This is a genomic window from Polaromonas sp. DSP2-3-2b2 (genome assembly GCF_049895905.1).
Classification (GTDB): Bacteria; Pseudomonadota; Gammaproteobacteria; order Burkholderiales; family Burkholderiaceae_C; genus Polaromonas.
Genome location: NZ_JAFCTH010000002.1, coordinates 283,978 through 305,999, shown reverse-complemented (window position 1 = coordinate 305,999; position 22,022 = coordinate 283,978). Strand labels below are relative to the sequence as shown.

The window sequence follows — 22,022 nt, the reverse complement described above, 5'->3', positions numbered from 1 at the left end:
AGATCAAGGTTTGCAAGGGGCTCAAGCATCGTGGAAAGCCTGGTCAGTTCCAGGCCTGTTTCAAACCGGATGCTGGAGGTCTGTCGCCGGTTCAGCCGTCTGCGGCGCATCCGGCCGGAGTCGGACCGGAATCAATTTGAAGGACGCTTCCGGGGCGTTGCGCTTGCCGTTGGTCTTCATCAGGTAGTCGAGCGTGATGCCGTCGAGCACCGCCAGATAGGCGGTCGTGGCGTCGTTGAGCACATCCTTCAGCGAGCAGGCCGCGCTCATGATGCAATGGCTTTTGCCCGGGTTGAAACACTCGGCCATGTAGAAGTCGGGTTCGGTGCTGCGCACCACCGCGCCAATGTTGATCTGCTCGGGTTCCTTGCCCAGCCTCAGTCCGCCGTTGCGGCCCCGCAACGATTCGACCACGCCCATGATGCCCAGCTGATGCACCACCTTGGTCAGGTGGTTCTTGGCAATGTCATGCGCATCGGCAATGTCCTGGATGGTCACCAGCCGGTCGCGGTTGGCGGCCAGGTACATCAGCGTGCGCAGGGCGTAATCGGTGTAGGTGGTGAGTCTCATGCGCGTGAATTCTCGGGTGTGGGGGCGGGTGGACGCATGGGCGTGTCTGCGTGGAAAACCTTGTCAATTCTATCGAGCGTGATGCTTTTCAGGAACGTTCCAAATAAAAAAATGTACTTCATTGGTATCTTTATAAAAGATGCAGATAGAATCCATGTTATTAAATTTGAAGTGTTTTCAGATTTTTCAACTGCTCTCCAAAAACAAGGAAATTTGCCATGCACGCCACGCGCAAACTCTGGACCTGGCTGGCTGTCATCTGCGCGATGTCCTTTGCCGTTCTCGGCTGGGTCGGAACAGAGATTTACCTGACAGCTCCGCCAATTCCCAAACAAGTCATCAGCACCAAAGGCACGGTGCTTTTCTCCGAAGGCCAGGTCCAGCGCGGCCAGAAAGCCTGGCTGTCGGCCGGCGGCCAGCAACTCGGTTCGGTCTGGGGTCACGGCAGCTACCTGGCGCCTGACTGGTCGGCTGACTGGCTGCACCGCGAAGCGCTGGCATTGCGCGCCTTGTGGGCACAACGTGATTTCGGCAAGCCTTATGAAGCACTGAGCGTCGGCCAGCAGGGCGAACTGAACGCGCGGCTCAAAAGCGAGATGCGCGGCAACACCTATAACGCCGCCACCGGTGCAATTACCCTGTCGCCCGAGCGCACCGAGGCAGTCCAACAGGTTGCCAAGCATTACACCGACCTGTTTGGCGATGCGCCGTCGCTGGACAAACTGCGTGAGCAATACGCGATGAATTCCGGAGCGCTGCCTGACGCGGATGACCTGAAGGCGCTGCCCGCCTTCATTTTCTGGGCCTCCTGGTCCGCCGCCACCGACAGGCCGGGCGAAGCTGATCTCAGCTACACCAGCAACTGGCCGCATGAGCCGCTGGTGGACAACACGCCCACCGCCACTGCGGGAATCTGGTCCATCGCCAGCGTCATTCTCATGATTGCCGGCATCTGGGCGATGGTGTTTTACCACTCGACCGTCAAGGAAGAGGAAGACCCCAAGCCGCTCAAATCCGACCCGCTGTTCGACATGAAGCCGACGCCGTCGATGAAGGCCACGCGCAAATACTTTTATGTGGTGATTGGCCTGATCCTGACGCAAATCGGCATGGGCGTGATCACGGCCCACTATGCGGTCGAGGGCAACGACTTCTTCGGCTTCCCGCTGGCAGAAATCCTGCCGTTCAGCGTGAGCCGCACCATTCACACCCAGTTTGCAGTGCTGTGGATTGCCACGGCCTGGCTGGCCACCGGCCTGTACATTGCGCCGGCCATTTCCGGTCACGAGCCCAAGTACCAAAAACTCGGTGTCAACGTGCTGTTTTACGCCTTGCTGTTCATTGTGGTGGGTTCCACCGCCTTCGGCTGGATTGGCTCGCTGCAGCATCTGGGCACCAACTTCAGCTTCTGGATTGGCAACCAGGGTCTCGAATTCACCAGCATGGGCCGAATCTGGCAAATCCTGTTGTTCGTCGGCCTGCTGTTCTGGGTCTTGCTGCTCGGTCGCGGACTGATGCCTGCGCTGAAGAAACCATCGGAAAGCCGCGGCCTGATTGCGATGGTCTTCCTGGCCGCCTTGTGCATCGGCGCTTTTTACGCCACGTCGCTGACCTGGGGTCAAAAGACCCATTACTCGATGATCGAATACTGGCGCTGGTGGCTGGTTCACCTGTGGGTCGAAGGCTTCTTTGAAGTGTTCGCCACCGCCGTCATTGCGCTGCTGTTCACCCGTCTGGGCCTGATCCGCGCGGCCACGGCCAACAGCGCCATCGTGCTGGAAACCATCGTGTTCCTGTTCGGCGGTATTCTGGGCACCTTGCATCACCTGTACTTCACCGGTACGCCAACCTTCGTGATTGCGATTGGCGCGATGTTCTCGGCGCTCGAAGTGGTGCCAATGGCCATGATCGGTGTCGAAGCCTATCGCAACTTCCAGCGCTCCAAGTCCGCGCCCTGGGTGCAGACTTACAAGTGGTCCATCCTGTGCTTCATTGCCGTGGGTTTCTGGAACGTCGTAGGTGCGGGCCTGCTGGGCTTCACCATCAACACGCCGATTGCGCTGTATTACCTGCAAGGCCTGAACATGACGGCTGCCCACGGTCACGCCGCCTTGTTTGGTGTGTACGGCATGCTCGGTATCGGTTTGCTGCTGTTCTGCCTGCGCGGCCTGTCGCCTCGCGCTGCCTGGTCGGACAAGCTGCTGGCGCCGATGTTCTGGTGCCTCAATATCGGACTGGCCATGATGGTGTTCATCTCGCTGGTGCCGGCTGGCATCTACCAGGCCTGGGCCAGCATTACCCAGGGCACCTGGTTTGCACGGTCACCCGACGTGGTGCATTCGCCCTTCATGGAAACGATGGTCTGGATGCGGGTGCCGGGCGATGTGGTGTTCAGCATTGGTGCGGTCTGCCTGGCCTGGTTTGCCATCCGCCTGCTGATGAGTGGCAAGAACCAGCCAGCCCAGGTTGCTGCAAGCCGCGCCAAACAGGCTTGATTACCCACCGCTGGCTGAAGATGCTGGCCTCCGCCGCGTCTTCAGCGAGCACCTTTAAAATCCTCCAGGAAAATTTTCATGAACCACAACTGCGCCCTTCCCGTGACGTCCGAAGGCGTCTATCCATTTGATGCGCGCGGCGTTGCCAAGCGTTTTCGCCATGCGGCGATCTTTGGCGCGCTCGACTCGCTCCAGCCCGGCGAAACCATGCGCTTTTGCAATGACCACGACCCCTTGCCGCTGCTGTCGCAGATCAACGCGCGCTTTGGCCCCAGCGTGGCGATTGACTATGTCCAGCGCCAGCCGGGCGAGATCGTGATTGATTTCAAGGTCATCGGCTGATCGAACGCCCGCGCTCGCAGCGCTTATAAAATGGCGGCTTTGCAGTGCTGCCACCTTATGTGCCAGGACGCGGGTTCAAGACCGGCGGACCTGGCACTGTTGTTTGCGCCCCTTGTCAAGCTGAACCCACCGGACCCGCCCGTGAACTACCTCGCCATCAAGCACCTCCACATCACCTTTGCCGTCCTGAGCGGCAGCTTTTTCCTGCTGCGCGGCCTGTGGATGCTGCTGGACTCGCCGATGCTGCAGCGGCGCTGGGTCAGGATCGTGCCGCATGTTGTCGATACCCTGCTGCTGACCAGCGCCCTGGCGCTGGTGTTCTGGAGCGGCCAGTACCCGTTCGTGCAAAGCTGGCTGACGGCCAAGGTGCTGGCGCTGGTGGCCTACATCGTGCTGGGCACCATCGCCCTCAAGCGAGGCAAGACCAAGGGCGTGCGGACGTTTGCGCTGCTGGCGGCGCTGGCCACCTTTGCCTACATCGTGGCGGTGGCGCTGACGCGGCAGGTGGGCGTGGTGTTTCAGGCTTTGGGGCTGGGTGGCTGATCTTTTGGCTGAAAATGGGTTTTGTGCAATCCACGCATACATAGTAAGCTATTGAATCAATAGCATAAATGCGGCATTTCAAGGCTTGGCCAGCAGCATCTGGACCAGCGGATGCAGCACTTTCTTGTGCGCGGCTATTGCAAAGAAATGCTCCGCGACGCCTTCGCAGGTACCGACGCGCTCCACGCCATAGCGGCTGGTCAGTTCTTCATGCACCAGCTCGGGCGCCGGGAAAACGCCCATGCCGCTGCTGCCAAAGGTCTTGAGCAGCGCGCTGTCCTCGAATTCGCCCACGATGTGGGGCCGGATGCCCAGGCGTTCAAACCATTGGTCGAGCGCGGTGCGCACGTCGGCATGGCCGGTCGGCAGCAGCACCGGCACCGTGGCCAGCGAGCGCGGAAAATCCTGCAGCGCCGCTGCCCGCCAGGCGGGCGGCGCATACCAGGCCAGCGTGGACGAGCCCAGCGAATGGCTGTACACCTTGAGGTTGGGGTTGGACGGCGCCGGCCGGTCGGCCAGCACCACGTCGAGCCGGTGCAGCGCCAGCTCGCCGAGCAGGTCGTCGAACTTGTTTTCCTGGCACAGCAGCCGCAGGCCCGGCGTCTGCATGATGGGCTGCATCAAGAGCCTGACGGCCAGCTTGGGCAGCGCATCCGACACGCCAAGCGTCAGCCGCACGGCCGGCGAACCGGTGGCGTCGCGCAGCGCCGCCGGCAACTGCTCGCCCAGTTGAAAAATCTGTTCGGCCTGGCGCATGGCGGCCAGCCCGGCTTCGGTCAGCGCCAGCCCGCGCCCGGCGGGCTTGAGCAGCGCAAAACCCAGCGACCGCTCCAGTTCGCGCACCTGCGTGCTCACGGTCTGCACTGCCATGCCCAAGCGCTCGGCGGCGCGCACCATGCCGCCTTCCTTGGCGACCACCCAGAAATAGTAAAGATGCCGGTAGCTGAAAAGAATGCTCATCGTCAGGTTTTTCAGAAGTTTAGTTCAATAATTATCTGCTTTATAAGGATTGAAGAAGTCCGTATTCTTGGCTTCATCTTCAACCCCACCCCTGGAGCACTGCAATGCAAGTCATTTTTGAATCCCGCGACATCGAAGGCCGTCAATTCCATGCGCTGGCCGAGCAGCGCGTGCGTTTCGTACTGCGCCGCCTGAGCTGGGGGGTGCCGCAGGCGAGCATCCGGCTGTCGGATGTGAACGGCCCTCGCGGCGGCGTTGACAAGCGCTGCCAGGTCGAGTTCACCACGCAGGGCAGCGGCCGCATCGTCAGCACCGCAATGGCCGCCGACTGGCGCGCGGCGCTCGAAGGCGCGCTGGCCCGGGCGGCGCAGCGCATCGTTCGCAGCATGCGGCGCAGCCAGGAGCGCGAGCGCACGCAGCCGCACCACCGGCCGCCCGCCGCCGACCTCTGACGGCTTTAATCCCTCCACCGGCAACCCAGGAGCACTCCATGCGCAGCTATCCTCGCAACAGTCCGCAGGCCGTCACCCGGATTCTGGCCCTGACCATGCTGGCCGACGGCCACCAGTGCCAGTCGGAACTGGCCCTGCTCGAACGGCTTCAGGTCCATGAGCAACTCGGCCTGAGCCGCGCCGAACTGCACACCGTGGTGCATACCTTTTGTGAGGACCTGATGGCGTTTTCAGCCGGCATGTGCTGGGCCGACCTGTCACAGCTCAAGTCCGACCCGCTGCGCCAGGTGTTGGGCGAGGTGGACGATCCCGCGCTTCAGGGCCAGGTGCTGGACCTGTGCGTTTCCCTGGTGGCGGCCGACCGGCACCTCGCGGAAGGCGAGTCGGTGGTGCTGGCTGCCGCCCTGCTGCAATGGCGCCTGCCCTTGCAGACGCCGCCAGTTGCTTCGAGTCAACCCAAAGACCGAAAAATAGACACGGCAGGGCACCGCGTCGCCTGACGCTGGCACCCGTTTTAAATCCCATCGATTCCGGAGGATTTCTTGGACACTCTGATTCAATTGCTGCAGATTCCCTTTTTGGGCAAGGCCGCCTGGCTGTGGCTGGTCTTCATCGGCATCGTGATGACGCTGCTGGTGCTTGACCTGGGAATTCTGCACAAGGACGACCATGAGATAGGCGTGCAGGAAAGCCTGCTGCTGTCGGCCGGCTACATCAGCATTTCGCTGCTTTTTGGCGCTTGGGTGTGGTGGTACCTAGGGGCGCAAAGCGGCATCGAGTATTTCACCGGTTTCCTGATCGAGAAGTCGCTGTCGATGGACAACGTCTTCGTGATTGCGCTCATCTTCACCGCGCTGGCCATTCCCCGTGTCTACCAGCACCGGGTGCTGTTCTGGGGCATTCTGGGCGTCATCGTGATGCGGGCCATCATGATCGGGCTCGGCGCCACGCTGGTGAGCGAATTCAGCTGGGTGCTCTACATTTTTGGCGCCTTCCTGGTGTTCACCGGCATCAAGATGTGGATGACCGCCGAGCACACGCCCGACATGACGAACAACCCGCTGCTCGCTTTCCTGCGCCGGCACCTGCGGGTGACGGACGGCTTGCAGGGCAATGCCTTCATCGTGACGCAGCCGCATCCGGTGACCGGCAAGCCGGTGCGCTGGGCGACGCCGCTGTTTCTGGCGCTGTGCATGGTCGAGCTGATTGACCTGGTGTTCGCGGTCGATTCGGTACCGGCCATTTTTGCCATCACCAGCGACCCGTTCATCGTCTACACCAGCAACATCTTCGCCATCCTGGGCCTGCGGGCGCTGTACTTCGCGCTGGCCGCGATGATTCACCGCTTCAAGTACCTGAAGTACGCCCTGGCCCTGGTGCTGGTGTTCATCGGCACAAAAATCCTGCTGCTCGACGTCATTGGCAAGATGCCGGCGGTCGTCTCGCTGGGCGTGACTTTCGGGCTGATTGCCGGCGGCGTGCTGGTGTCGCTGTGGAAAACGCGCGGCGAGCGGTTGCCCCCGGGCAATGCCGACGCCTGAAACACGGCCCAAGGCGCCTTCAGGCCGGGCTGGCCGCTTCCTTGGCACGCAGCTTGGCGCCAATGTATTCGCCGTGGGTGACATGCAGCAGCCCGGCGATCTTGCTGATCAGCTGGTTTTCATTCGCATGCAGGTGGTCATCGGCATAGGCGACCTGCCACATGTGCTCAACCATCCGGATTTTTTCGGAATGGCTGAAGCGGTCGTTGATGCGCGAGGTGAACTGGTGGTAGTCCGAGGCATGGCGGGCGGCCTGCTCGGCCAGTTCCACCAGCCGCGCCAGTTCGTCGCCCTGCAGCGCAAACTTTTCCCGCAGGCTGGTCAGCACCGCCAGGCGCTCGGTGTCGTGGCTTGCGGGATCGGCCCGCATCACTTCCACCAGTAGCACGGCAGTGGCCAGCTTGAGCGCATGGTCGCGCGCCTGCGGGGTTTCTTCAGCCGGTCCGGCGAAGGCGTCGAACAAGTCTTTGAGGGTTCTGAGCATGGGTTTTCCAGGGAAAAAAACTGCACCACCGGGGGTGGCGGCCATCAAGGTGCGACTTCATCACTTCGGGATCAGTTTGTGGCGTTCAAGGGCAGCGTGTAACTACGCGGCTGCAACGCGTGTAAGCAGAAAGGACGCATGACGACACGCTTGTAGCCGCGAGGTAAATACCGGGTAAATGTCTGATTTCCTTACATCGCGTCAACAAATGCAAGATAACAATGGCGCTACTGAATCACACGGAGCCTTAGAAAAGCAGCGATTCAGGAGCAGCTTGGGTGACGGGGTTGACAACAGGCGGAAATTTTTCCGCTCCGGCAACCTTTTATTCGAACTGCCGGCAAGACCATCCATGTATTGGAGAACCCTATGAAATCGAAATTCCTTACCGCTTCCCTGTTGGCCACCGCTGTGTTTGCCGGACTGGGCATGAGCCCGGCCATGGCCCAGACCAGCACGCCGCGCATTGATCAGGCGCAACAAGCCATCACCACGCGCATCCAGCAAGGCATGGCGTCCGGCCACATCACGCCTTCCGAAGCGCAAATGCTGATCCGCCGCGACCGCGACATCCAGATGCGGGAAAGCCAGTACAAGTCCAACGGAACGGCGACGCAGCAGGAACGCCAGCAGCTGCGCAATGACCTGAACGCGCTGAACGCCGACGTTGAACGCATGATGGCAAACAACGACGTGGTGCGCCCGCCCGCCAATGCTGCCAACACCCCCGGCATCGACAACGCCGAATACCAGGTGAGCCGGCGCATCGACGAGGGCGTGCGCTCGGGCCGCATCACCCAGCGCGAAGCGCGCAGGCTGGAGCGCCGGGAGCGCGAGATTGCACGCCACGAGGCCTTCTTCAAGTCTGACGGCGTGGTGACGCGGCAGGAACGCCGCCAGCTGCGCGATGAGCTCGACATTTTGCGCGCCGACGTGGAGCGCATGATCAGCAACGACCGACGCGGTCGCGGTTGAACCGGCACGGGGCGCGCTGGCATGGCGCCCGCTTGAACGGGTTGGCATCAGCCGGGCAGTTCGGTCCACCAAGGCCGGTCTGTTTGGCTTTTTTAATGCCAAAAAAGGCTGTTGCGCATGCTGAGCTTGCCTAAGCAGCTATACAAATAATAGCGACCGAAGCCTGCTTCCGCCTGTCAGAACCCCTGGCTTCAACGCAGGTTAGCCTGCACCCAGCGCACGATGTCCGCCGCCCCCATGGCGCCCGGCTGCCGGGCAATCTCGCGGCCGCCGCTGAACAACGCCAGCGTCGGAATGCTGCGAATGTTGAAGCGCGTTCCCAGGGCGGGAACGGCTTCGGTATCAACCTTCACCAGCCGCACCCGTGGCTCCAGCTGCGCCGCCGCCTGCTCATAGGCCGGCGCCATCTGGCGGCACGGGCCGCACCACGGCGCCCAGAAATCGACCAGCACCGCAATCTGGTTGCGGCTGATGTGCTTGTCAAAAGCCGCCTCGTCCAGCGCGGCCGAATGCGCGGTGAACAGCGCCTGCTTGCAGCTGCCGCAGGTCGGCGCGCTGCCAAGCTGGTCGGTGCGAACCCGGTTGGTGGTGTGGCAATGCGGGCAAACGATGTGAAGTGAATCGGTCATTCATCTGACTTTGGGGCCTGGCGCCGGCATTTCAAGCGCTTGGCCAGCGATGGCGATTCGAAACGCCAGCGCGGGGGGATGACGCGCTGGCAATATCCTTTCGAGCTGATTGGACGAAAATAAGTCTTTGACACGCAAGGAGTGACTGGTTTTGAGATCTCTCAACATGCGCCGCAGCGCAACCGTCGGGCTGGTGATGGCAGCAAGCCTCTCGGGCCTGCTGGGCGGCTGCGCCAGCACGCCCAAATCGTTTCCGTCCCAGGAAAACTTCAGTTCCACCGTGACCTATTCCCGGCTGTTTGATGCCTCGGCCGCGCAGACCTGCGAAGCCGCCAGAAGGGCCTTGCTGAGCCAGGGCTACATCATCAGTTCGGCCCGGGAAGACATGGTCGAGGGCCGCAAAAGCTTTCAGCCCGAACCGGAATCGCACCTGCAGATGGAAATCCGTGTCGTCTGTGCCCCCGACACCCCCGATGGCAAGGTCAGCCTGGGTTTCGTCACCGCCTTGCAGGACGTGTATGCGCTGAAAAAAAGCAACAACTCGGCCAGTCTGGGCGTGGGCGCGCTGGGGTCGGTGTCGTTGCCGTTCAGTTCCAGTAGCGATGCCATGGTCAGGGTCGGCAGCAAGACCATTTCGTCCGATATTTTTTATGAACGTTTCTTCGACCTGGTCAAGCGTTACCTGGTGGCCGATGACGCCAGCAACTGACCGTCAAGCCGCCGTGGCCAGGCCGGCATCGGCTTCGCGCCAGCTACCCTGCGTCAGGCCGTCGAGCGAATAAGGACCGACGGCGGCACGGATCAGGCGCAACGTCGGAAACCCGACCGCCGCCGTCATGCGCCGCACCTGGCGGTTGCGCCCTTCGCGAATGCTTAGCTCAATCCAGCCGGTGGGAATGGACTGCCGGATGCGAACCGGCGGATCGCGCGGCCACAGGCCGGGCGGCGTGTCGATCAGGCTGGCGCGCGCGGGCAGGGTGGGGCCGTCGTTTAATTGAACGCCCCGGCGCAGGCTTTCAAGTGCTGCCTCGCCGGGCAGGCCTTCCACCTGGACCCAGTAGGTTTTTTTCATCTTGAAGCGCGGGTCGGCAATGCGCGCCTGGAGCTTGCCGTCGCTGGTCAGCAGCAGCAGGCCTTCGCTGTCGGCATCGAGCCGGCCGGCGACATAAACCCCCGGCAGGTCGATGAAATCCTTCAGCCCGCGCCAGCGCCCCTCCGGCGTGAACTGGCTCAGCACGCCGTAGGGCTTGTTGAAGACGATCAGCCCTGCCGGCCGGGCCATGCCTGGCATGCGCAAGCTCATCAGCAGCTCAACTGGTCGGCCAGCGCCATGAAGTCCCGGGCGTGCAGCGTATTGGCCGGGCGGGGCGACACGTCCTTGGGCGCGGGGGAGGTCGGTTTGTTCATTGCGCCATTATCGGCAGGCTGCTCCTGTTGGATGGAATCACGGCTGCCTGTTTTTAAGGCATGCCCCGCAAAGCCAAGGCTGGCGCCGCTTTCGGGACTTGTCCAGTCACTTGTCCACAGGGCCATTCACAGTTGTCGGGCATAACCCCGCCGGTCATTGGTTCAACGACACCATCAACAAAATCAGCAGCAGCACCGCCAGCACCGCGAGGGTGATCTTTACCCAGCTGTAGGGCTGCTCGCCTGCAATGGCGCCGGTGTAGCCGTTGGCCACCACCTGGAAGCTGCGCGCGCCGTAGGTGTAGCTGACCAGCCAGACCGGCACCAGGATGTGCTTGAAAGTGCGGCCCTCGAAGCGCGCATCGACCTGAAGGTTGCGAAAGGTGTCGCCCGGCACCTGGTGGCCGCACAGCACCTGCATTTGCTGCTGCATCGCTTGCTGGTTGAGCTTTTCGGCCTTGCCCAGGTCAATCTGGTAGCGTTCGACCGTCCAGCCACGCACAAAGCCAGGCGAATAGGGCTGGAGGTCGGTCAGCGTCGGAAAAGGTTCGATCTGGCGCAGCAGGGCGGGGTGCACGCCCATCGTTCCGGGCACCAGCACGTCATCAAAAAAATGGTCCAGGCTGCCCGCTGCCGGCACCCAGCGCACCTGCCGCACCTGTCGGCTTTGCAGGTTGCCTTTGGCGTCCCGGTAGCTTTCGGTCTCGTAGTAATAGTGGCCGGCCTCGGCACGCCAGCGGGCGCTGGCCTGCGCATCAAACGTCCAGTAGGGCAGGTACACGCCGCTCAGCGTGTCGGTCAGCGCGGCGGACTTGAGCTTGCTGGGCGCGAACCAGCGCGAACCGTACCACTTGCGCAGGCTGGCGCGCATCTGCGCATCGCTGATCTTGAACGGCATCAGGCTTTGCGGCGTGATGGCGTCGTTCAGCGATGCGTGCTCGATGATGGATGGCGAGCCGCAAAAGTCGCAGCGCTTGGCGACCTTGCCATCGACAAACACCGAGATGGCGCGGCAGCTCTGGCACTGCACCTCGCGCCTGGCGCTGCCTGCCTCGTCGCCCCAGCCGCGTCCGGCAGCCGGGTTGCTCAGGGCGTCGAGCAGGTCCTGCTCGACGACGCCCGCGCCGGGTTCGGGCTCCTTGCCTTGCGCCCACGGCACCACCGTGCCGCAATAGGGGCAGGCGAGCGCCTGCCGGGCGGCATTCCACTGCAGGTCGGCGCCGCATTCAGGGCAGGGGTGCTTGCCCACGGATGCGGCCTGGAAGATTTCCGCCATGTTTTTGTTTTTTCAGTGTCAGCGTTGTCGGGCAGTCGCCGTGATGGCGGCTGGCACGAATGAAAAGGCTATCCCGTCAGCCCCGCAGAAATTCTTCCAGCGCGCTTTTGGCAATGCGCCAGGCGCTGCCGATCTTGCGCGCCTTCAGGTCGCCGGCGTTGATGGACGCCATCACGTCGTCCACCGACACGCCCAGCAACTGCGCCGCCTGCTCGGGCGTCAGCACGTCCAGCCCGGCTGCTGCGGTGGCCGGCGGCGTGCTGGCGGCGGGTGCTGCCGCTGCGGTGGCACCGCCCTGCATGCCGCGCACCATTTCCTGCGCCATGCCAAAGCCCATCGCCATCTGCGCGGGCATCGTGGCGGCCGCGCCGGCTTCGCCGCCCTGTCCCAGCGCCAGGCCCATCTGGTACTTCACATAGTCGTTCAGGTTGCCGATCACGCCCATGCTGGAGCGCTTGTCGATGGCCTGCTCGACTTCGGGCGGCACCGACACGTTTTCCAGCACGAAGCTGGTGATTTCCAGTCCGTACTTCTCGCGCATGGCCGGGTTGACCAGCGGCAGCAGCGCGTCGCCCAGTTCGGCGTAGCGCTGCGCCACGTCGAGCGCCGGAACACCCGCGCGCGCCAGCGCTTCGGTGAACACGCTGACGATGCGCGAGCGCATGGTGTCGGCAAACTCGTCCAGCCTGAAGTTCTGGTCGGTGCCCGCCACTTCGCGCAGGAACTTTGCTGCCTCGACGATGCGAAAGTCATAGGTGCCAAAGGCCCGCAGCCGCACCACGCCAAAATCCTTGTCGCGCATCATCACCGGGTTGGCCGTGCCCCACTTGTTGCCGGTGAACAGGCGCGTGTTCAGGTAATAGATGTCGCACTTGAACGGCGACTGGAAGCCGTATTTCCAGCCCAGGATGGTGGACAGCACCGGCACGTTTTCAGTGGTCAAGGCGTGCTTGCCGGGATTGAACAGGTCGGCGTACTGGCCGGCGGCGACGAACTGCACCTGCTGCGATTCGCGCACGATGAGCTGCGCGCCGTTCTTGATTTCCTTGTCCTCGTCCGGCCAGCGGTAGGACAGCGTGTCGCGCGAGTCATCGGTCCATTCGATGACCTCGATCAGTTGGTTCTTGATGAGGTTGAGCAGGCTCATGGGGCGTCCTTGTCTGTCGGGTTGTGTCGGGTTGCAGGCGAAATGGAACGGGTCTGGCCGGCGGCTTAAATCCACATCAGACCCGATGAGAAATCCGCCGGGCAAAACCGGGCCGGCGTGCGCGGTTTTATTATGACCAAACGGCCCGCCGCCCGGAGGATGCATTGCCCTCGACGGCAAGCGGGTCCTGCATTGTTGCCAACCCACGCTTGAAAGAACCTCCCATGACCCCTGAACAGCAAGAAGCCCTTCTTTCCATCGCCCTGTTTGCCGCCTTTTCGGACGGCACCAAAACCGAGGCCGAACGCGAGGAAATCCGCCGCATTGCCGAGTCGCTGTCCAGCGAATCCAATGCGCCCAATTTGGCGCGCCTCTACCAGGACGTGCTGCTCAAGCGCACCAAACTCGATGCCGCCGTGCAAAAGCTGAGCGACGCCAGCCACCGCCAGCTGGCCTATGAAATGGCGGTCTGCGTCTGCGATGCCGACGGCCAGCAGACCGAGGCGGAGCGAACCTTCCTGGCCGACTTGCGGCAGCAATTGGCGCTGGACCCGGCCCAGACCCGGGCTTTCGACGCGCAGGCGGCGGCACTGGCTGAAATCGACGTGCTGGACGAGGCGCTTCCCGTGCCTTCGCCAGCGATTGCTGCTCTTCCGTCTACCGCCAATGATGCGGAACTGGACCGCTCCATCCTGAACCATGCGCTGGTCAACGGCGCGCTCGAACTGCTGCCGCAGTCGTGGGCGTCGATGGCCATCATTCCGCTGCAGGTCAAGATGGTCTATGGCATCGGCAAGGCCCACGGCGTGACGCTTGACCAGGGCCATGTGAAGGAATTCATCGCCGCAGCGGGCGTCGGCCTGACCTCGCAGTACCTGGAGCAGTTCGGTCGCAAGCTGTTGGGCGGCCTGCTCGGCAAGCTGGCCGGCAAAACCATTGGCAACGTCGGCGGCGCCGGCACCGGCATGGCGTTTTCGTTTGCCACCACCTATGCGCTGGGGCAGCTGGCCAAGCGCTACTACGTCGGCGGCCGGGTCATGAACACGGCGCTGCTGCGCGAAACCTACCAGGGGCTGCTGGAGCCAGCGAAGAAGTTGCAAACCGAGTACCTGCCGCAGATCCAGCAAAAGGCCGCCACGCTGGATGCAGGCCAGGTCATGGCGATGGTGCGCGGCCGATAGCAGCCGGTCGGTCCGGCCTGTTCACGGTTGCTTTCTACGCTGCGGTCAGGACCGCGCTCAGCCTTGAGTGAAACAGGCGGATCTTGTAGGCCAGATGGTGGCTGACCGTTCCGCGATAACTGCGCGAAATGGCGCGAACGGCGCATTTGGACAGCCATTCCCGCCAGCTCCGCGTTTCCAGCCGGTCGAACTGGTCGCAATCGGTGCAGAAGGTTTCGAATTGCGCGTATTCGTGGCCCATCGACGCGGCCGTGGTTTTGAGCGTACTGATTTCGGTCAAAAATTCCCTGTCGAATCCGCGTTTGTTTTCAAGCACCTGTTCGGCCCGGCCAAGGTAAGTCCGCGCCATTCGGGCTGACAACAAAAAGCCGTAATCGTTCATCGAGATGGTGGCGATCCGGTGCGTGCCTTCCACGATGAAAAAGGTAATGTCGTCCGAGGGTTCGAGGGTTTGCAATTGCATGGCCAAAGTCTCCGTACTTTGCCAAGATAGACCCGGTTCCAGGCGCTGGCTAGGCACCGGCTGCGACAACTTGCGTAGGAAAAAATCGACTTTGCAGCGACCGACAGCATCACAGCGCCCGGGTCCACACCAGCAGCAGGTTGTTGGCCGGCATCGCATGCCGGGCCGCCAGCCGCAAGCCGGCCCGCGCCGCTTCGCGTTCCACGTCTTCGCGGCGGCGCAGTCCCCAGGCGGCATCCTGCGCGCGCAGGCTCTGGTCAAACGCCAGGTTGCCTTCAGCGGTGGGAACGCCGTCCTCCAGGTAAGGGCCGTAGGTGATCAGCGCGCCGCCGACCGCCAGGTGACGCGCGCTGCCCTGCATCAGGGCGGCGCAGGTGGCCCACGGCGCGATGTGCAGCATGTTGGTGCAGACGATGGCGTCAAACCGCGCATCGTCAGGCAGCCAGCGCGACGCCATCACATTTAGCCGCAAGGGCGGCAGGACATTCGCCAGTCCGTGCTGCGCCACCCGCGCGGCAATGCTGTCCAGCGCGGCGGGCTGCATGTCGGTGGGCTGCCACGTCCAGCGCGGCAGGCCGGCCCCAAACCAGACGATATGCTGGCCCGTGCCCGAGGCGATTTCCAGCGCGCTGCCAGCGTCGGGCAGCACATCGCGAAGCACCGCCAGGATGGATTGCTTGTTGCGGTCGGCAGCAAGGCTGAAGCCGGGTGCGGGCATGGTCAAGATGCTTCAAACTCTGGGTTAAGGGTCAAAAGCGGCTCTTGCGCTTGATGGGCGTGCGCAAGCAGCTATGAAAAACAGAGCGCTGCAGGCTCAGGCTGGAAGAAACAGCGCCGGGTCCACCATGGCCCGGTTCAGCATCACGCCCCAGTGCAGGTGCGGCCCGGTCACGCGGCCCGTGGCGCCCACCGTGCCCAGGCGTTCGCCGGTTTTCAGCACATCGCCGGTGGCCACGCCAATGTCGTTCAGGTGGCAATACATGCTCAGCAGTCCGCCGCCGTGGTCCAGCCACACGGTGTTGCCATTGAAAAAATAGTCGCCGGTGTCGATGACGCAGCCGGGCAGCGGCGCCACGATGGCCGTGCCCGTGCTGGCTGCGATGTCCATGCCGCTGTGCGGATTGCGCGCCTGGCCATTGAACACGCGCCGCAGCCCGAAGGAACTGGAGCGCCGTCCCGGCACCGGCACGCGCATTTGCAAGGTGCCGGCCTGTGGCAAGGGTTCGCTGAAAGTCGCCATCACCTTGGCCTGGTGTGCGCGCTCGCGTTCGTACCTGGCCTCGTTCTCGGGCGACAGGTCCACCGTGCCCGGCGCCACCTTCAGGCGCTGCTCGGTGTAGCGCTTGGGCGCTACGGTGTAGCCGACCTGGCGCGGGCCGCTGTCCTCGGTGGTTTTGACCGTGATGCTTGCCCGGCCAGGCGCGGCGGACAAGGCAATGCCGACCAGCGCCGTCCATTCGATCACATCGCCCAGCACCAGGAGCGGCACGTCGCCCGCATGCGCCACCGGACGCGCCGCCGCCGGACCCAGCGACAGCCGCGCCACGCCGCCGGGAACCTGAAAGGCGTTCGGCCAGACATCGGGCGCCGGCGGCGTCGCGGCTGCCGCAAGCTGCGACGCAGGCAGCGCCAGCAGGCCGGCGGCGCCCAGCAGGGCAGCGCGGCGGTTCAGCTGTGGGGGAATGCGGTCGGAGTGATAAGTAGGCATGGCTGTAAGGGATAAAAAAGGAGGCTCAAGTTTCATTATGGCTTTGTTCATTGACCTGTTCGCAGGCGCTGCGCCCGGACAGGCGGGATGCCCGGCGTGCTTTTCAAATCATGCTCAGGCCGTACCATTAAAGGAATTTTTCTGCACCTGACGCCGAAACGCCTCGCCCATGAACAACAACCGCCATCCATCGACCCTGCCGCTTGCGCTGCGCGCGCTGGCCTTGCTGGCGCTCATCATCGTGGCCGAGGTTGTCAACGGCACCATTCGCACGCTGGCCGTTGCGCCGCTGGTTGGCGACTTCACCGCGCGGCAGATTGGCACCGTCACCGGCTGCGTGCTGATCGGCCTGATTGCTTGGTTCGGCAGCCCATGGCTCAGGGCTGCCAGTCCACGCGCCCAGTGGGCCGTCGGCGTGCTGTGGCTGACGTTGATGATCGGCTTTGAAGTTGCCTTCGGCCGGCTGCTGGCCGGCGCGTCGTGGCAGCAATTGGCCGCTGACTACAACTTGGCGCAGGGCGGACTGCTGGGGCTGGGCATGCTGTGGCTGCTGTGCGCACCAAGGCTGGCGGCGGCCGTGCGCCAAAGACGGGCTTCGCCGAGTTCCATGGAAATCCAGCAAAAGCGCGGGCAGCGCTGAAGCCTGTTGCCCGGCGCCGCCGGCTTTGGTTGGCTGGCTTGTTACGTCGTCATGGTGATCTTGCCGTCGCGCACATAGTCGTCGAACTGGATGCGCGGAATGGCGGTCAGGCCGGCGATGCCCTCGGCGGCTTCCCAGCTCAGCGTGGCGCTGTCGGGCGCCAGTTCCACCTCCACCCGGACGCGGGGGATTCCAATGGGCACACCGTCACCCGGGGTATAGGTGACGTCACCGGTGATCATGGCGAACTGGGACATGGCAATTTCCTTAAGAAGTGAAGCAAAGGCTCAGGGCCTCAACAAACATTCTGCGTGAAGGGCGCGCAAAAGTATGTCGGCCAAGGACGGGTTCTGCACGGCGGCTGGCGCAGCCGGTTGTACCGACAGCCCTGCAGGCGCCGAGCCGGTGGCGCACGGTGCCGTTAGGAAAAAATCAATAACAAAGAAGCCAAAAAAGTGCTTCTGCCCAATAAGAGCGGGCGCATGCAGCTATGAATAAAATAGCAAGCGTGATCAGGAAGTCGCAGCAGGTAAAAATCCTGCGGCCACAGGAAGCAGGGGCCGACCCGTTCCAGCGAAATGCGCACCTCGTCGCTGATGCGCTTGGTCGAAGGCACCTCTTGTAGAGGATTGACTGGAACCTGACCCCAAATTTTCCAGCAACGCCCGCAGCGGCGGATAGCGGCATTGCGATAGCATCGCCGCATGAGTACCCATTACGAAAGCGTTCACAGCGCCCTGCTTTACCCCGATGCCTTCCATGTGGCCGCTCCCGCTTTCACCGTGGGGCGCGAAGTGTGGCCGCGCCAACCGGGTGTTTTTATCCGCGCGGCCCAAGCCCAGGAAGCCCAAGAGGCCGAAGCTGCCGCAGACGCTGACAAGCCCCCGCGCGAGGCGCCGGCCCGTGAACTGGTGGCCGGCCAATTTGGTCTGGTGCCGCGTTGGGTCAAGTCGGCTTCTGACGCCAAACTGCGTTCGACCAAGCTGGTCAATGCCCGCTCGGAAACCGTGACCACGTCCAGCAACTTTCGCGACGCCTGGCTGGCCGGGCAGCGCTGCATCGTGCCGATGATGGCGTTCATGGAAGACGACTGGCGCAGCGGCAAGGCCGTGCCCACCCGCATTGCCAGGGTCGATGGCAAGCCCATGGGCGTGGCGGGCTTGTGGGAAAGCTGGACCGGGGCTGAGGGTGAAGTCATCGTCAGCTATACCTTGCTCACGGTGAACGCCAACAGCCACGCCTTGATGAGCCGCTACCAGCAGCCCGGCAATGAAAAACGCATGCTGGTGATCCTGAACGAGGGCGCCGCCGACGCCTGGCTGAGCACCCGCCCGGAGAAGGCTAGAGAGTTCATGCGGGCCTATCCGGCCAACTGGCTGACCGCCAACCCCGTGGAGAAAAGCCGCCAATAAGCGGCTGGGGCGGCCGACGGGGATTACGTGAGCTGCTTGGTCATAGCCAGTGCAGCCCGAGCGGGTCCTTGCGTGAGCTCAAAAAGCCAGGCGCTTGATTGCGATTTAATTGGAGGCTGACTCCGAATTCCCGCCATGCGTGTGATCGGAAAAGTTCAGTTCCAGCTTGAACGAATCAATCAGACTTGCGGTGAGCACTTTAATCACGCTCAGTTCCTTGGATTCTGTGCAGCGACTCAAACCGCTGGATCTGAACGCGTAAACCTGGCAAGTCTTGCTGAGTGGTTCGCCAAACTATGTCGAGGTCAACCGCAAAATATCCATGCGCCAGGGCGTTGCGCATTTCATAAGCGAATCCCCATGGCACAGACGAATGCGACGACGCAAAAGCAGGATGATTTTTGGCAACGTTGTTGCATGCCTCGCCAACGACTTCCAGATTTCGGATGACCGCATCCTGAGTTTTCCGGTCCACCATGAAAGCCGACAGATCCATGCCCGCTGTGTAGTTCTCAATGTTGTCAATCGCTTCAAGGATGTGCCTCAAACAATCACCAAGGCGCTGCGGGTCGGCGCGGCTCATACGGGCCTGGCCTCGCGCAGTACCTGCTCACGAAAACTCGCTGGCAAACCGTTGGGGGTGAGCACATCCACCTCAATGCCCAGCAGTTTCTTCAGTTTAAAGCGGATGGCGCCAATGTCCATCAGCGTGGTTTGCGGGGTAGGTTCCACCAGCAAGTCGAGGTCGCTGCCCGGCGTATCGTCCCCGCGCAGTGCCGAGCCAAACACGCGAATACTGTTCACGCGATGGCTAAGCGCAATCTCGCGGATTTGTGTGCGGTGCAGTGACAGGGCTTCGGACGGGCGCATGGGGGCAGTTTATGGGCAGTTGCAATGTTTGGCAATTCGGGCAATCTGGAAGTACGGATTTTCAATGAAAGTGTGCTATTGCGCATACTGGACGGTCGCAAGCAGCTATCGAAAACAGAGCAAAATCAGTTCATCACGGTTACCGACTGGCGCTTCACCTCGTCCAGCGTCTTACCCTGCGGATTTTTCCATTCCACCCAGCCATTGGCCGAGCGGCCCATGAGTGCCATGGCCGCCATGCTGGGGCTGGCGAAGAGATGGTCACGGGTAAAAACCAACATGTTGTTCTGCTCGACCATGATGCCCTCGGTGATCAGTTGATTGCGAAAACGCTCATTCGACGTGCCCTGAATAGATGCCACGTTTTCCACCCGCCCGCGTGACCCTTTGCGCACCACAAAGCCTTCGGTTGTGTACTCGCCCACGCCATCGGCGCCCGAGCCCTTGCAATAGAACAGCTCTTTCTTCTCGCCCGGAAAAGCGGGCGCGCTCGTCAGCGGCTCAAAAATCGGCTGGCCCAGCGTGGCCAGCAGGGTGGCGGCGGTTTCATGAATCTCGTGGCAGTCCGCCTCCAGCGGCGCGGGCGTGTGAGGCCGTGCGCCGGCATTGCCGTTCTCCAGGCTGTAGCGCCCGGCCTTGGTGGCCTCTGAAATCGCAAACCACTCCAGAAACAGCGCATGCGTTTGCGTCATGCTGTTGGTGAGCGAGATCACCACCAGCACCCGGTTCCAGAAATCCTTGCTCTGGTTGTGCTGCACCAGCCGGGCGCCGACGCTGCCCGACTGGCCGATGTACACACGCGGCAAACCCGCTTCCGACAACTCGCCCAACAAAAAATACACGCCCACCTGCTGCGCTTCCGGCATTTTGATGAACTCGCTCAGCTGGCTGCGCGGCACTTCGATCACGCGAACAATGCGCGTCGTGATTTCGGCCACGCGTATGCCACGTGGATCGCCAGCGGGGAGAAAGATTTGGATGGTCTGGGGACGAAACATCACTTCCCCCAACTATCCTTCAACCCCACCGCCAAGTTAAACACCGGCTTCCCCGCCGCATGATCCACCCGGTCGGCCACAAAATACCCGTGGCGCTCAAACTGGAACTTGTCATCGGACTTGGCTTCTATCGCGCCGCCGCTGGCCAGTGACGGTTCGACGTAGGCGGTCATCACCTTCAGGCTGTCGGCGTTCAGGTTCGTCAAAAAGTCCACGCCGCCGCCTTCGGGCTGCGCTTCCCTGAACAGGCGCTCGTACAGCCGCACTTCGGCGGGCACGGCATCGGCCACGCCGACCCAGGTGATCACGCCCTTCACCTTGACCGAATCTGAGCCCGGCGTGCCGCTCTTGGTGTCGGGAAGCAGCTTGGCTTGCACTTCAATGACCTTGCCGTCGGCGTCTTTAACAGCGCCGGTGCATTCGATGACGTGGCCGTATTTCAGGCGCACCTTGCTGGCGGCAATGGACTGGCCGCTGGCGTTGACGTGCGCGGGGAACAGGCGGAAAAAGCCCTTGGGCGGGGTTTCCTCGTAGTCGCTGCGGTCAATCCAGACTTCCTTGCCGATCCTGAATTCGCGCTTGCCCAACTCGGGGTGGTGCGGGTGAATCGGCGCGCTGCAATCGTCGAGCGTGCCTTCGCCCATCACCTCGTCCCAGTTGGTCAGCACGAGCTTGACCGGGTCGAGCACGGCCATGGCGCGCGGGGCGCTGCCGTCCAGGGTTTCGCGCAGGCAGCCTTCCAGCGTGCTGTAGTCAATCCAGCTGTCGCTCTTGGTCACGCCGATGCGTTCGGCGAACAGCTGAATTGCTTCGGGCGTGTAGCCGCGCCGGCGCAGGCCGACGATGGTGGGCATGCGCGGGTCGTCCCAGCCGTTGACGCGCTTTTCATTCACCAGTTGCGCCAGCTTGCGCTTGCTGGTCAGCACATAAGTCAGGTTCAGGCGGGCAAATTCGTACTGGCGCGGGTGCGGCGAGGCAATCAAGCCGCCTTCGGCCAGGCGGTCAAGTAGCCAGTCGTAGAACGGGCGCTGATCCTCGAATTCGAGCGTGCAGATGCTGTGGGTGATCTGCTCCAGCGCATCCTCGATCGGGTGCGCAAAGGTGTACATCGGGTAGATGCACCACTTGTCGCCGGTGTTGTGGTGGTGGGCGCGGCGGATGCGGTAGATGGCCGGGTCGCGCAGGTTGATGTTGGGGCTGGCCATGTCGATTTTGGCGCGCAGCACGGCGGCGCCGTCGGGCAACTGGCCATCGCGCATTTCGCGAAAGCGGACCAGGTTTTCGGCCGGAGTGCGGCTGCGAAACGGGCTGTCGGTGCCGGGCTTGACGAAGTCGCCGCGATTCGATCGCATTTCGTCGGCAGTCTGTTCATCGACATAGGCAAAACCCGCTTCAATCAGGTATTCGGCGGCGCGGTACATGAAGTCGAAATAGTCGCTGGCCTGATACAGATTCGACTCGTCGCCGTTGTGCCAGTCAAAGCCCAGCCACTGCACGGCGTCCTTAATGGAATCTACGTATTCGGTGTCTTCCTTTTCAGGATTGGTGTCGTCAAAGCGCAGGTGGCACACGCCGCCGTAATCGCGCGCCAGGCCAAAGTTCAGGCAAATGCTCTTGGCATGGCCGACGTGCAGGTAGCCGTTGGGTTCGGGCGGAAAACGCAGGCGCACTTTGGCTGCATCCAGCGGGCCGGCGGCGTGGTGGGCGGCGTCGCCCGGGCTGCCACCCCAGCGGCGGGCGGCGTAAGTGCCCTCAAGCAGGTCTTTTTCGATGATCTGGCGCAGGAAGTTGCTGGGCTTGTGGGCTTCTTTGTCAAGGGCGGCAGGGGCAGGCGGGGTGGCTTTGGAGGGGGCAGGTGAGGTCATTGCCTGATTCTATGGGGTAGATTGTTGGCGTTACGTTTTGCAACTTTCTTAACTGTGCATGCCG

26 protein-coding genes are annotated in these 22,022 nt (G+C 62.5%); 11 read left to right on the top strand and 15 right to left on the bottom strand.

Annotated elements, in window-relative coordinates; all coding sequences use genetic code 11:
* Positions 1-60: 60 nt before the first annotated feature.
* Complete coding sequence (locus ACP7AD_RS03430; RefSeq protein WP_426144510.1) at positions 61-570, bottom strand: RrF2 family transcriptional regulator; 510 nt, start codon at positions 568-570, stop codon at positions 61-63.
* Between the two features lie 218 nt (positions 571-788).
* Between ACP7AD_RS03430 and ACP7AD_RS03425 the strand changes: the two genes are divergently transcribed.
* The 3 genes from ACP7AD_RS03425 (at position 789) to ACP7AD_RS03415 (ending at position 3,950) form a co-directional block, all read left to right on the top strand.
* Positions 789-3,065: a nitric-oxide reductase large subunit gene (locus tag ACP7AD_RS03425; protein WP_426144511.1), complete on the top strand. Its 2,277-nt coding sequence runs from the start codon at positions 789-791 to the stop codon at positions 3,063-3,065.
* 78 nt (positions 3,066-3,143) lie between these two features.
* Positions 3,144-3,407, top strand: a complete 264-nt coding sequence (locus ACP7AD_RS03420; RefSeq protein ID WP_426144512.1) for a DUF2249 domain-containing protein — start codon at positions 3,144-3,146, stop codon at positions 3,405-3,407.
* 141 nt (positions 3,408-3,548) lie between these two features.
* The gene (locus ACP7AD_RS03415; protein WP_426144513.1) at positions 3,549-3,950 is read left to right on the top strand and encodes a SirB2 family protein; all 402 of its coding nucleotides are present in this window, start codon (positions 3,549-3,551) and stop codon (positions 3,948-3,950) included.
* A gap of 78 nt (positions 3,951-4,028) precedes the next feature.
* On the opposite strand, the gene ACP7AD_RS03410 is transcribed toward ACP7AD_RS03415, so the two are convergent.
* Complete coding sequence (locus ACP7AD_RS03410; RefSeq protein WP_426144514.1) at positions 4,029-4,910, bottom strand: LysR family transcriptional regulator; 882 nt, start codon at positions 4,908-4,910, stop codon at positions 4,029-4,031.
* A gap of 104 nt (positions 4,911-5,014) precedes the next feature.
* On the opposite strand from ACP7AD_RS03410, the gene ACP7AD_RS03405 reads away from it, so the two are divergent.
* Genes ACP7AD_RS03405 through ACP7AD_RS03395 form a run of 3 tightly spaced genes read left to right on the top strand, consistent with a single transcriptional unit; the run spans position 5,015 to position 6,903 of the window.
* Positions 5,015-5,362, top strand: a complete 348-nt coding sequence (locus tag ACP7AD_RS03405; protein WP_426144515.1) for an HPF/RaiA family ribosome-associated protein — start codon at positions 5,015-5,017, stop codon at positions 5,360-5,362.
* A gap of 38 nt (positions 5,363-5,400) precedes the next feature.
* On the top strand, positions 5,401-5,862 hold the full coding sequence (locus ACP7AD_RS03400) for a TerB family tellurite resistance protein (RefSeq protein ID WP_426144516.1): 462 nt from the start codon (positions 5,401-5,403) through the stop codon (positions 5,860-5,862).
* Positions 5,863-5,904: 42 nt separating this feature from the next.
* Positions 5,905-6,903 (top strand): TerC family protein, encoded by a 999-nt coding sequence (locus ACP7AD_RS03395; RefSeq protein WP_426144517.1) that lies wholly within the window; start codon positions 5,905-5,907, stop codon positions 6,901-6,903.
* Between the two features lie 19 nt (positions 6,904-6,922).
* Here ACP7AD_RS03395 and ACP7AD_RS03390 read toward each other — a convergent pair whose 3' ends face one another.
* On the bottom strand, positions 6,923-7,387 hold the full coding sequence (locus ACP7AD_RS03390) for a TerB family tellurite resistance protein (protein WP_426144518.1): 465 nt from the start codon (positions 7,385-7,387) through the stop codon (positions 6,923-6,925).
* Between the two features lie 369 nt (positions 7,388-7,756).
* Between ACP7AD_RS03390 and ACP7AD_RS03385 the strand changes: the two genes are divergently transcribed.
* The gene (locus ACP7AD_RS03385; protein ID WP_426144519.1) at positions 7,757-8,362 is read left to right on the top strand and encodes a hypothetical protein; all 606 of its coding nucleotides are present in this window, start codon (positions 7,757-7,759) and stop codon (positions 8,360-8,362) included.
* A gap of 191 nt (positions 8,363-8,553) precedes the next feature.
* On the opposite strand, the gene trxC is transcribed toward ACP7AD_RS03385, so the two are convergent.
* The gene (gene trxC, locus ACP7AD_RS03380; RefSeq protein ID WP_426144520.1) at positions 8,554-8,991 is read right to left on the bottom strand and encodes a thioredoxin TrxC; all 438 of its coding nucleotides are present in this window, start codon (positions 8,989-8,991) and stop codon (positions 8,554-8,556) included.
* Between the two features lie 166 nt (positions 8,992-9,157).
* On the opposite strand from trxC, the gene ACP7AD_RS03375 reads away from it, so the two are divergent.
* Positions 9,158-9,700, top strand: a complete 543-nt coding sequence (locus ACP7AD_RS03375; RefSeq protein WP_426144875.1) for a DUF2242 domain-containing protein — start codon at positions 9,158-9,160, stop codon at positions 9,698-9,700.
* A 3-nt stretch (positions 9,701-9,703) separates the two neighbouring features.
* Here the strand turns inward: ACP7AD_RS03375 and ACP7AD_RS03370 are convergent, their stop codons facing one another.
* The 3 genes from ACP7AD_RS03370 to ACP7AD_RS03360 form a co-directional block, all read right to left on the bottom strand.
* Complete coding sequence (locus ACP7AD_RS03370; RefSeq protein WP_426144521.1) at positions 9,704-10,294, bottom strand: pseudouridine synthase; 591 nt, start codon at positions 10,292-10,294, stop codon at positions 9,704-9,706.
* Between the two features lie 258 nt (positions 10,295-10,552).
* Positions 10,553-11,674, bottom strand: a complete 1,122-nt coding sequence (locus ACP7AD_RS03365; protein ID WP_426144522.1) for a zinc ribbon domain-containing protein — start codon at positions 11,672-11,674, stop codon at positions 10,553-10,555.
* A gap of 76 nt (positions 11,675-11,750) precedes the next feature.
* Complete coding sequence (locus ACP7AD_RS03360; protein WP_426144523.1) at positions 11,751-12,821, bottom strand: SPFH domain-containing protein; 1,071 nt, start codon at positions 12,819-12,821, stop codon at positions 11,751-11,753.
* Positions 12,822-13,030: 209 nt separating this feature from the next.
* On the opposite strand from ACP7AD_RS03360, the gene ACP7AD_RS03355 reads away from it, so the two are divergent.
* Positions 13,031-14,002 carry a YcjF family protein gene (locus tag ACP7AD_RS03355; protein WP_426144524.1) on the top strand — a complete coding sequence of 324 codons (972 nt, stop codon included), beginning with the start codon at positions 13,031-13,033 and terminating at the stop codon, positions 14,000-14,002.
* A gap of 34 nt (positions 14,003-14,036) precedes the next feature.
* Here the strand turns inward: ACP7AD_RS03355 and ACP7AD_RS03350 are convergent, their stop codons facing one another.
* From ACP7AD_RS03350 to ACP7AD_RS03340, 3 genes are all read right to left on the bottom strand, one after another.
* Entirely contained in the window at positions 14,037-14,465 is a 429-nt protein-coding gene (locus ACP7AD_RS03350) for a hypothetical protein (RefSeq protein WP_426144525.1), read from the bottom strand.
* Between the two features lie 109 nt (positions 14,466-14,574).
* A complete protein-coding gene (locus ACP7AD_RS03345) occupies positions 14,575-15,183 on the bottom strand; it encodes a DUF938 domain-containing protein (RefSeq protein WP_426144526.1) in 609 nt (202 codons plus the stop codon).
* Positions 15,184-15,279: 96 nt separating this feature from the next.
* A complete protein-coding gene (locus ACP7AD_RS03340) occupies positions 15,280-16,173 on the bottom strand; it encodes a peptidoglycan DD-metalloendopeptidase family protein (protein ID WP_426144527.1) in 894 nt (297 codons plus the stop codon).
* Positions 16,174-16,342: 169 nt separating this feature from the next.
* Here ACP7AD_RS03340 and ACP7AD_RS03335 point away from each other — a divergent pair, with 169 nt between their 5' ends.
* Entirely contained in the window at positions 16,343-16,813 is a 471-nt protein-coding gene (locus ACP7AD_RS03335) for a hypothetical protein (protein WP_426144528.1), read from the top strand.
* A 41-nt stretch (positions 16,814-16,854) separates the two neighbouring features.
* Here ACP7AD_RS03335 and ACP7AD_RS03330 read toward each other — a convergent pair whose 3' ends face one another.
* Entirely contained in the window at positions 16,855-17,070 is a 216-nt protein-coding gene (locus tag ACP7AD_RS03330; protein WP_426144529.1) for a hypothetical protein, read from the bottom strand.
* A 447-nt stretch (positions 17,071-17,517) separates the two neighbouring features.
* Here ACP7AD_RS03330 and ACP7AD_RS03325 point away from each other — a divergent pair, with 447 nt between their 5' ends.
* A complete protein-coding gene (locus ACP7AD_RS03325; protein ID WP_426144530.1) occupies positions 17,518-18,225 on the top strand; it encodes an SOS response-associated peptidase in 708 nt (235 codons plus the stop codon).
* A 199-nt stretch (positions 18,226-18,424) separates the two neighbouring features.
* Here the strand turns inward: ACP7AD_RS03325 and ACP7AD_RS03320 are convergent, their stop codons facing one another.
* The 4 genes from ACP7AD_RS03320 to ACP7AD_RS03305 all read right to left on the bottom strand — a co-directional run bounded on the left by ACP7AD_RS03320 (position 18,425) and on the right by ACP7AD_RS03305 (position 21,958).
* Positions 18,425-18,808: a DUF86 domain-containing protein gene (locus ACP7AD_RS03320; RefSeq protein WP_426144531.1), complete on the bottom strand. Its 384-nt coding sequence runs from the start codon at positions 18,806-18,808 to the stop codon at positions 18,425-18,427.
* Positions 18,805-19,095, bottom strand: a complete 291-nt coding sequence (locus tag ACP7AD_RS03315) for a nucleotidyltransferase family protein (RefSeq protein ID WP_426144532.1) — start codon at positions 19,093-19,095, stop codon at positions 18,805-18,807. The genes ACP7AD_RS03320 and ACP7AD_RS03315 overlap by 4 nt, the downstream gene beginning before the upstream one ends.
* 125 nt (positions 19,096-19,220) lie before the next feature.
* Positions 19,221-20,093, bottom strand: coding sequence for a GIY-YIG nuclease family protein (locus ACP7AD_RS03310; RefSeq protein WP_426144533.1), 873 nt, complete (start codon positions 20,091-20,093; stop codon positions 19,221-19,223).
* Positions 20,093-21,958 (bottom strand): glutamine--tRNA ligase/YqeY domain fusion protein, encoded by a 1,866-nt coding sequence (locus ACP7AD_RS03305; protein WP_426144534.1) that lies wholly within the window; start codon positions 21,956-21,958, stop codon positions 20,093-20,095. Before ACP7AD_RS03305 ends, ACP7AD_RS03310 begins: the two co-directional genes overlap by 1 nt.
* Positions 21,959-22,022: the final 64 nt, after the last annotated feature.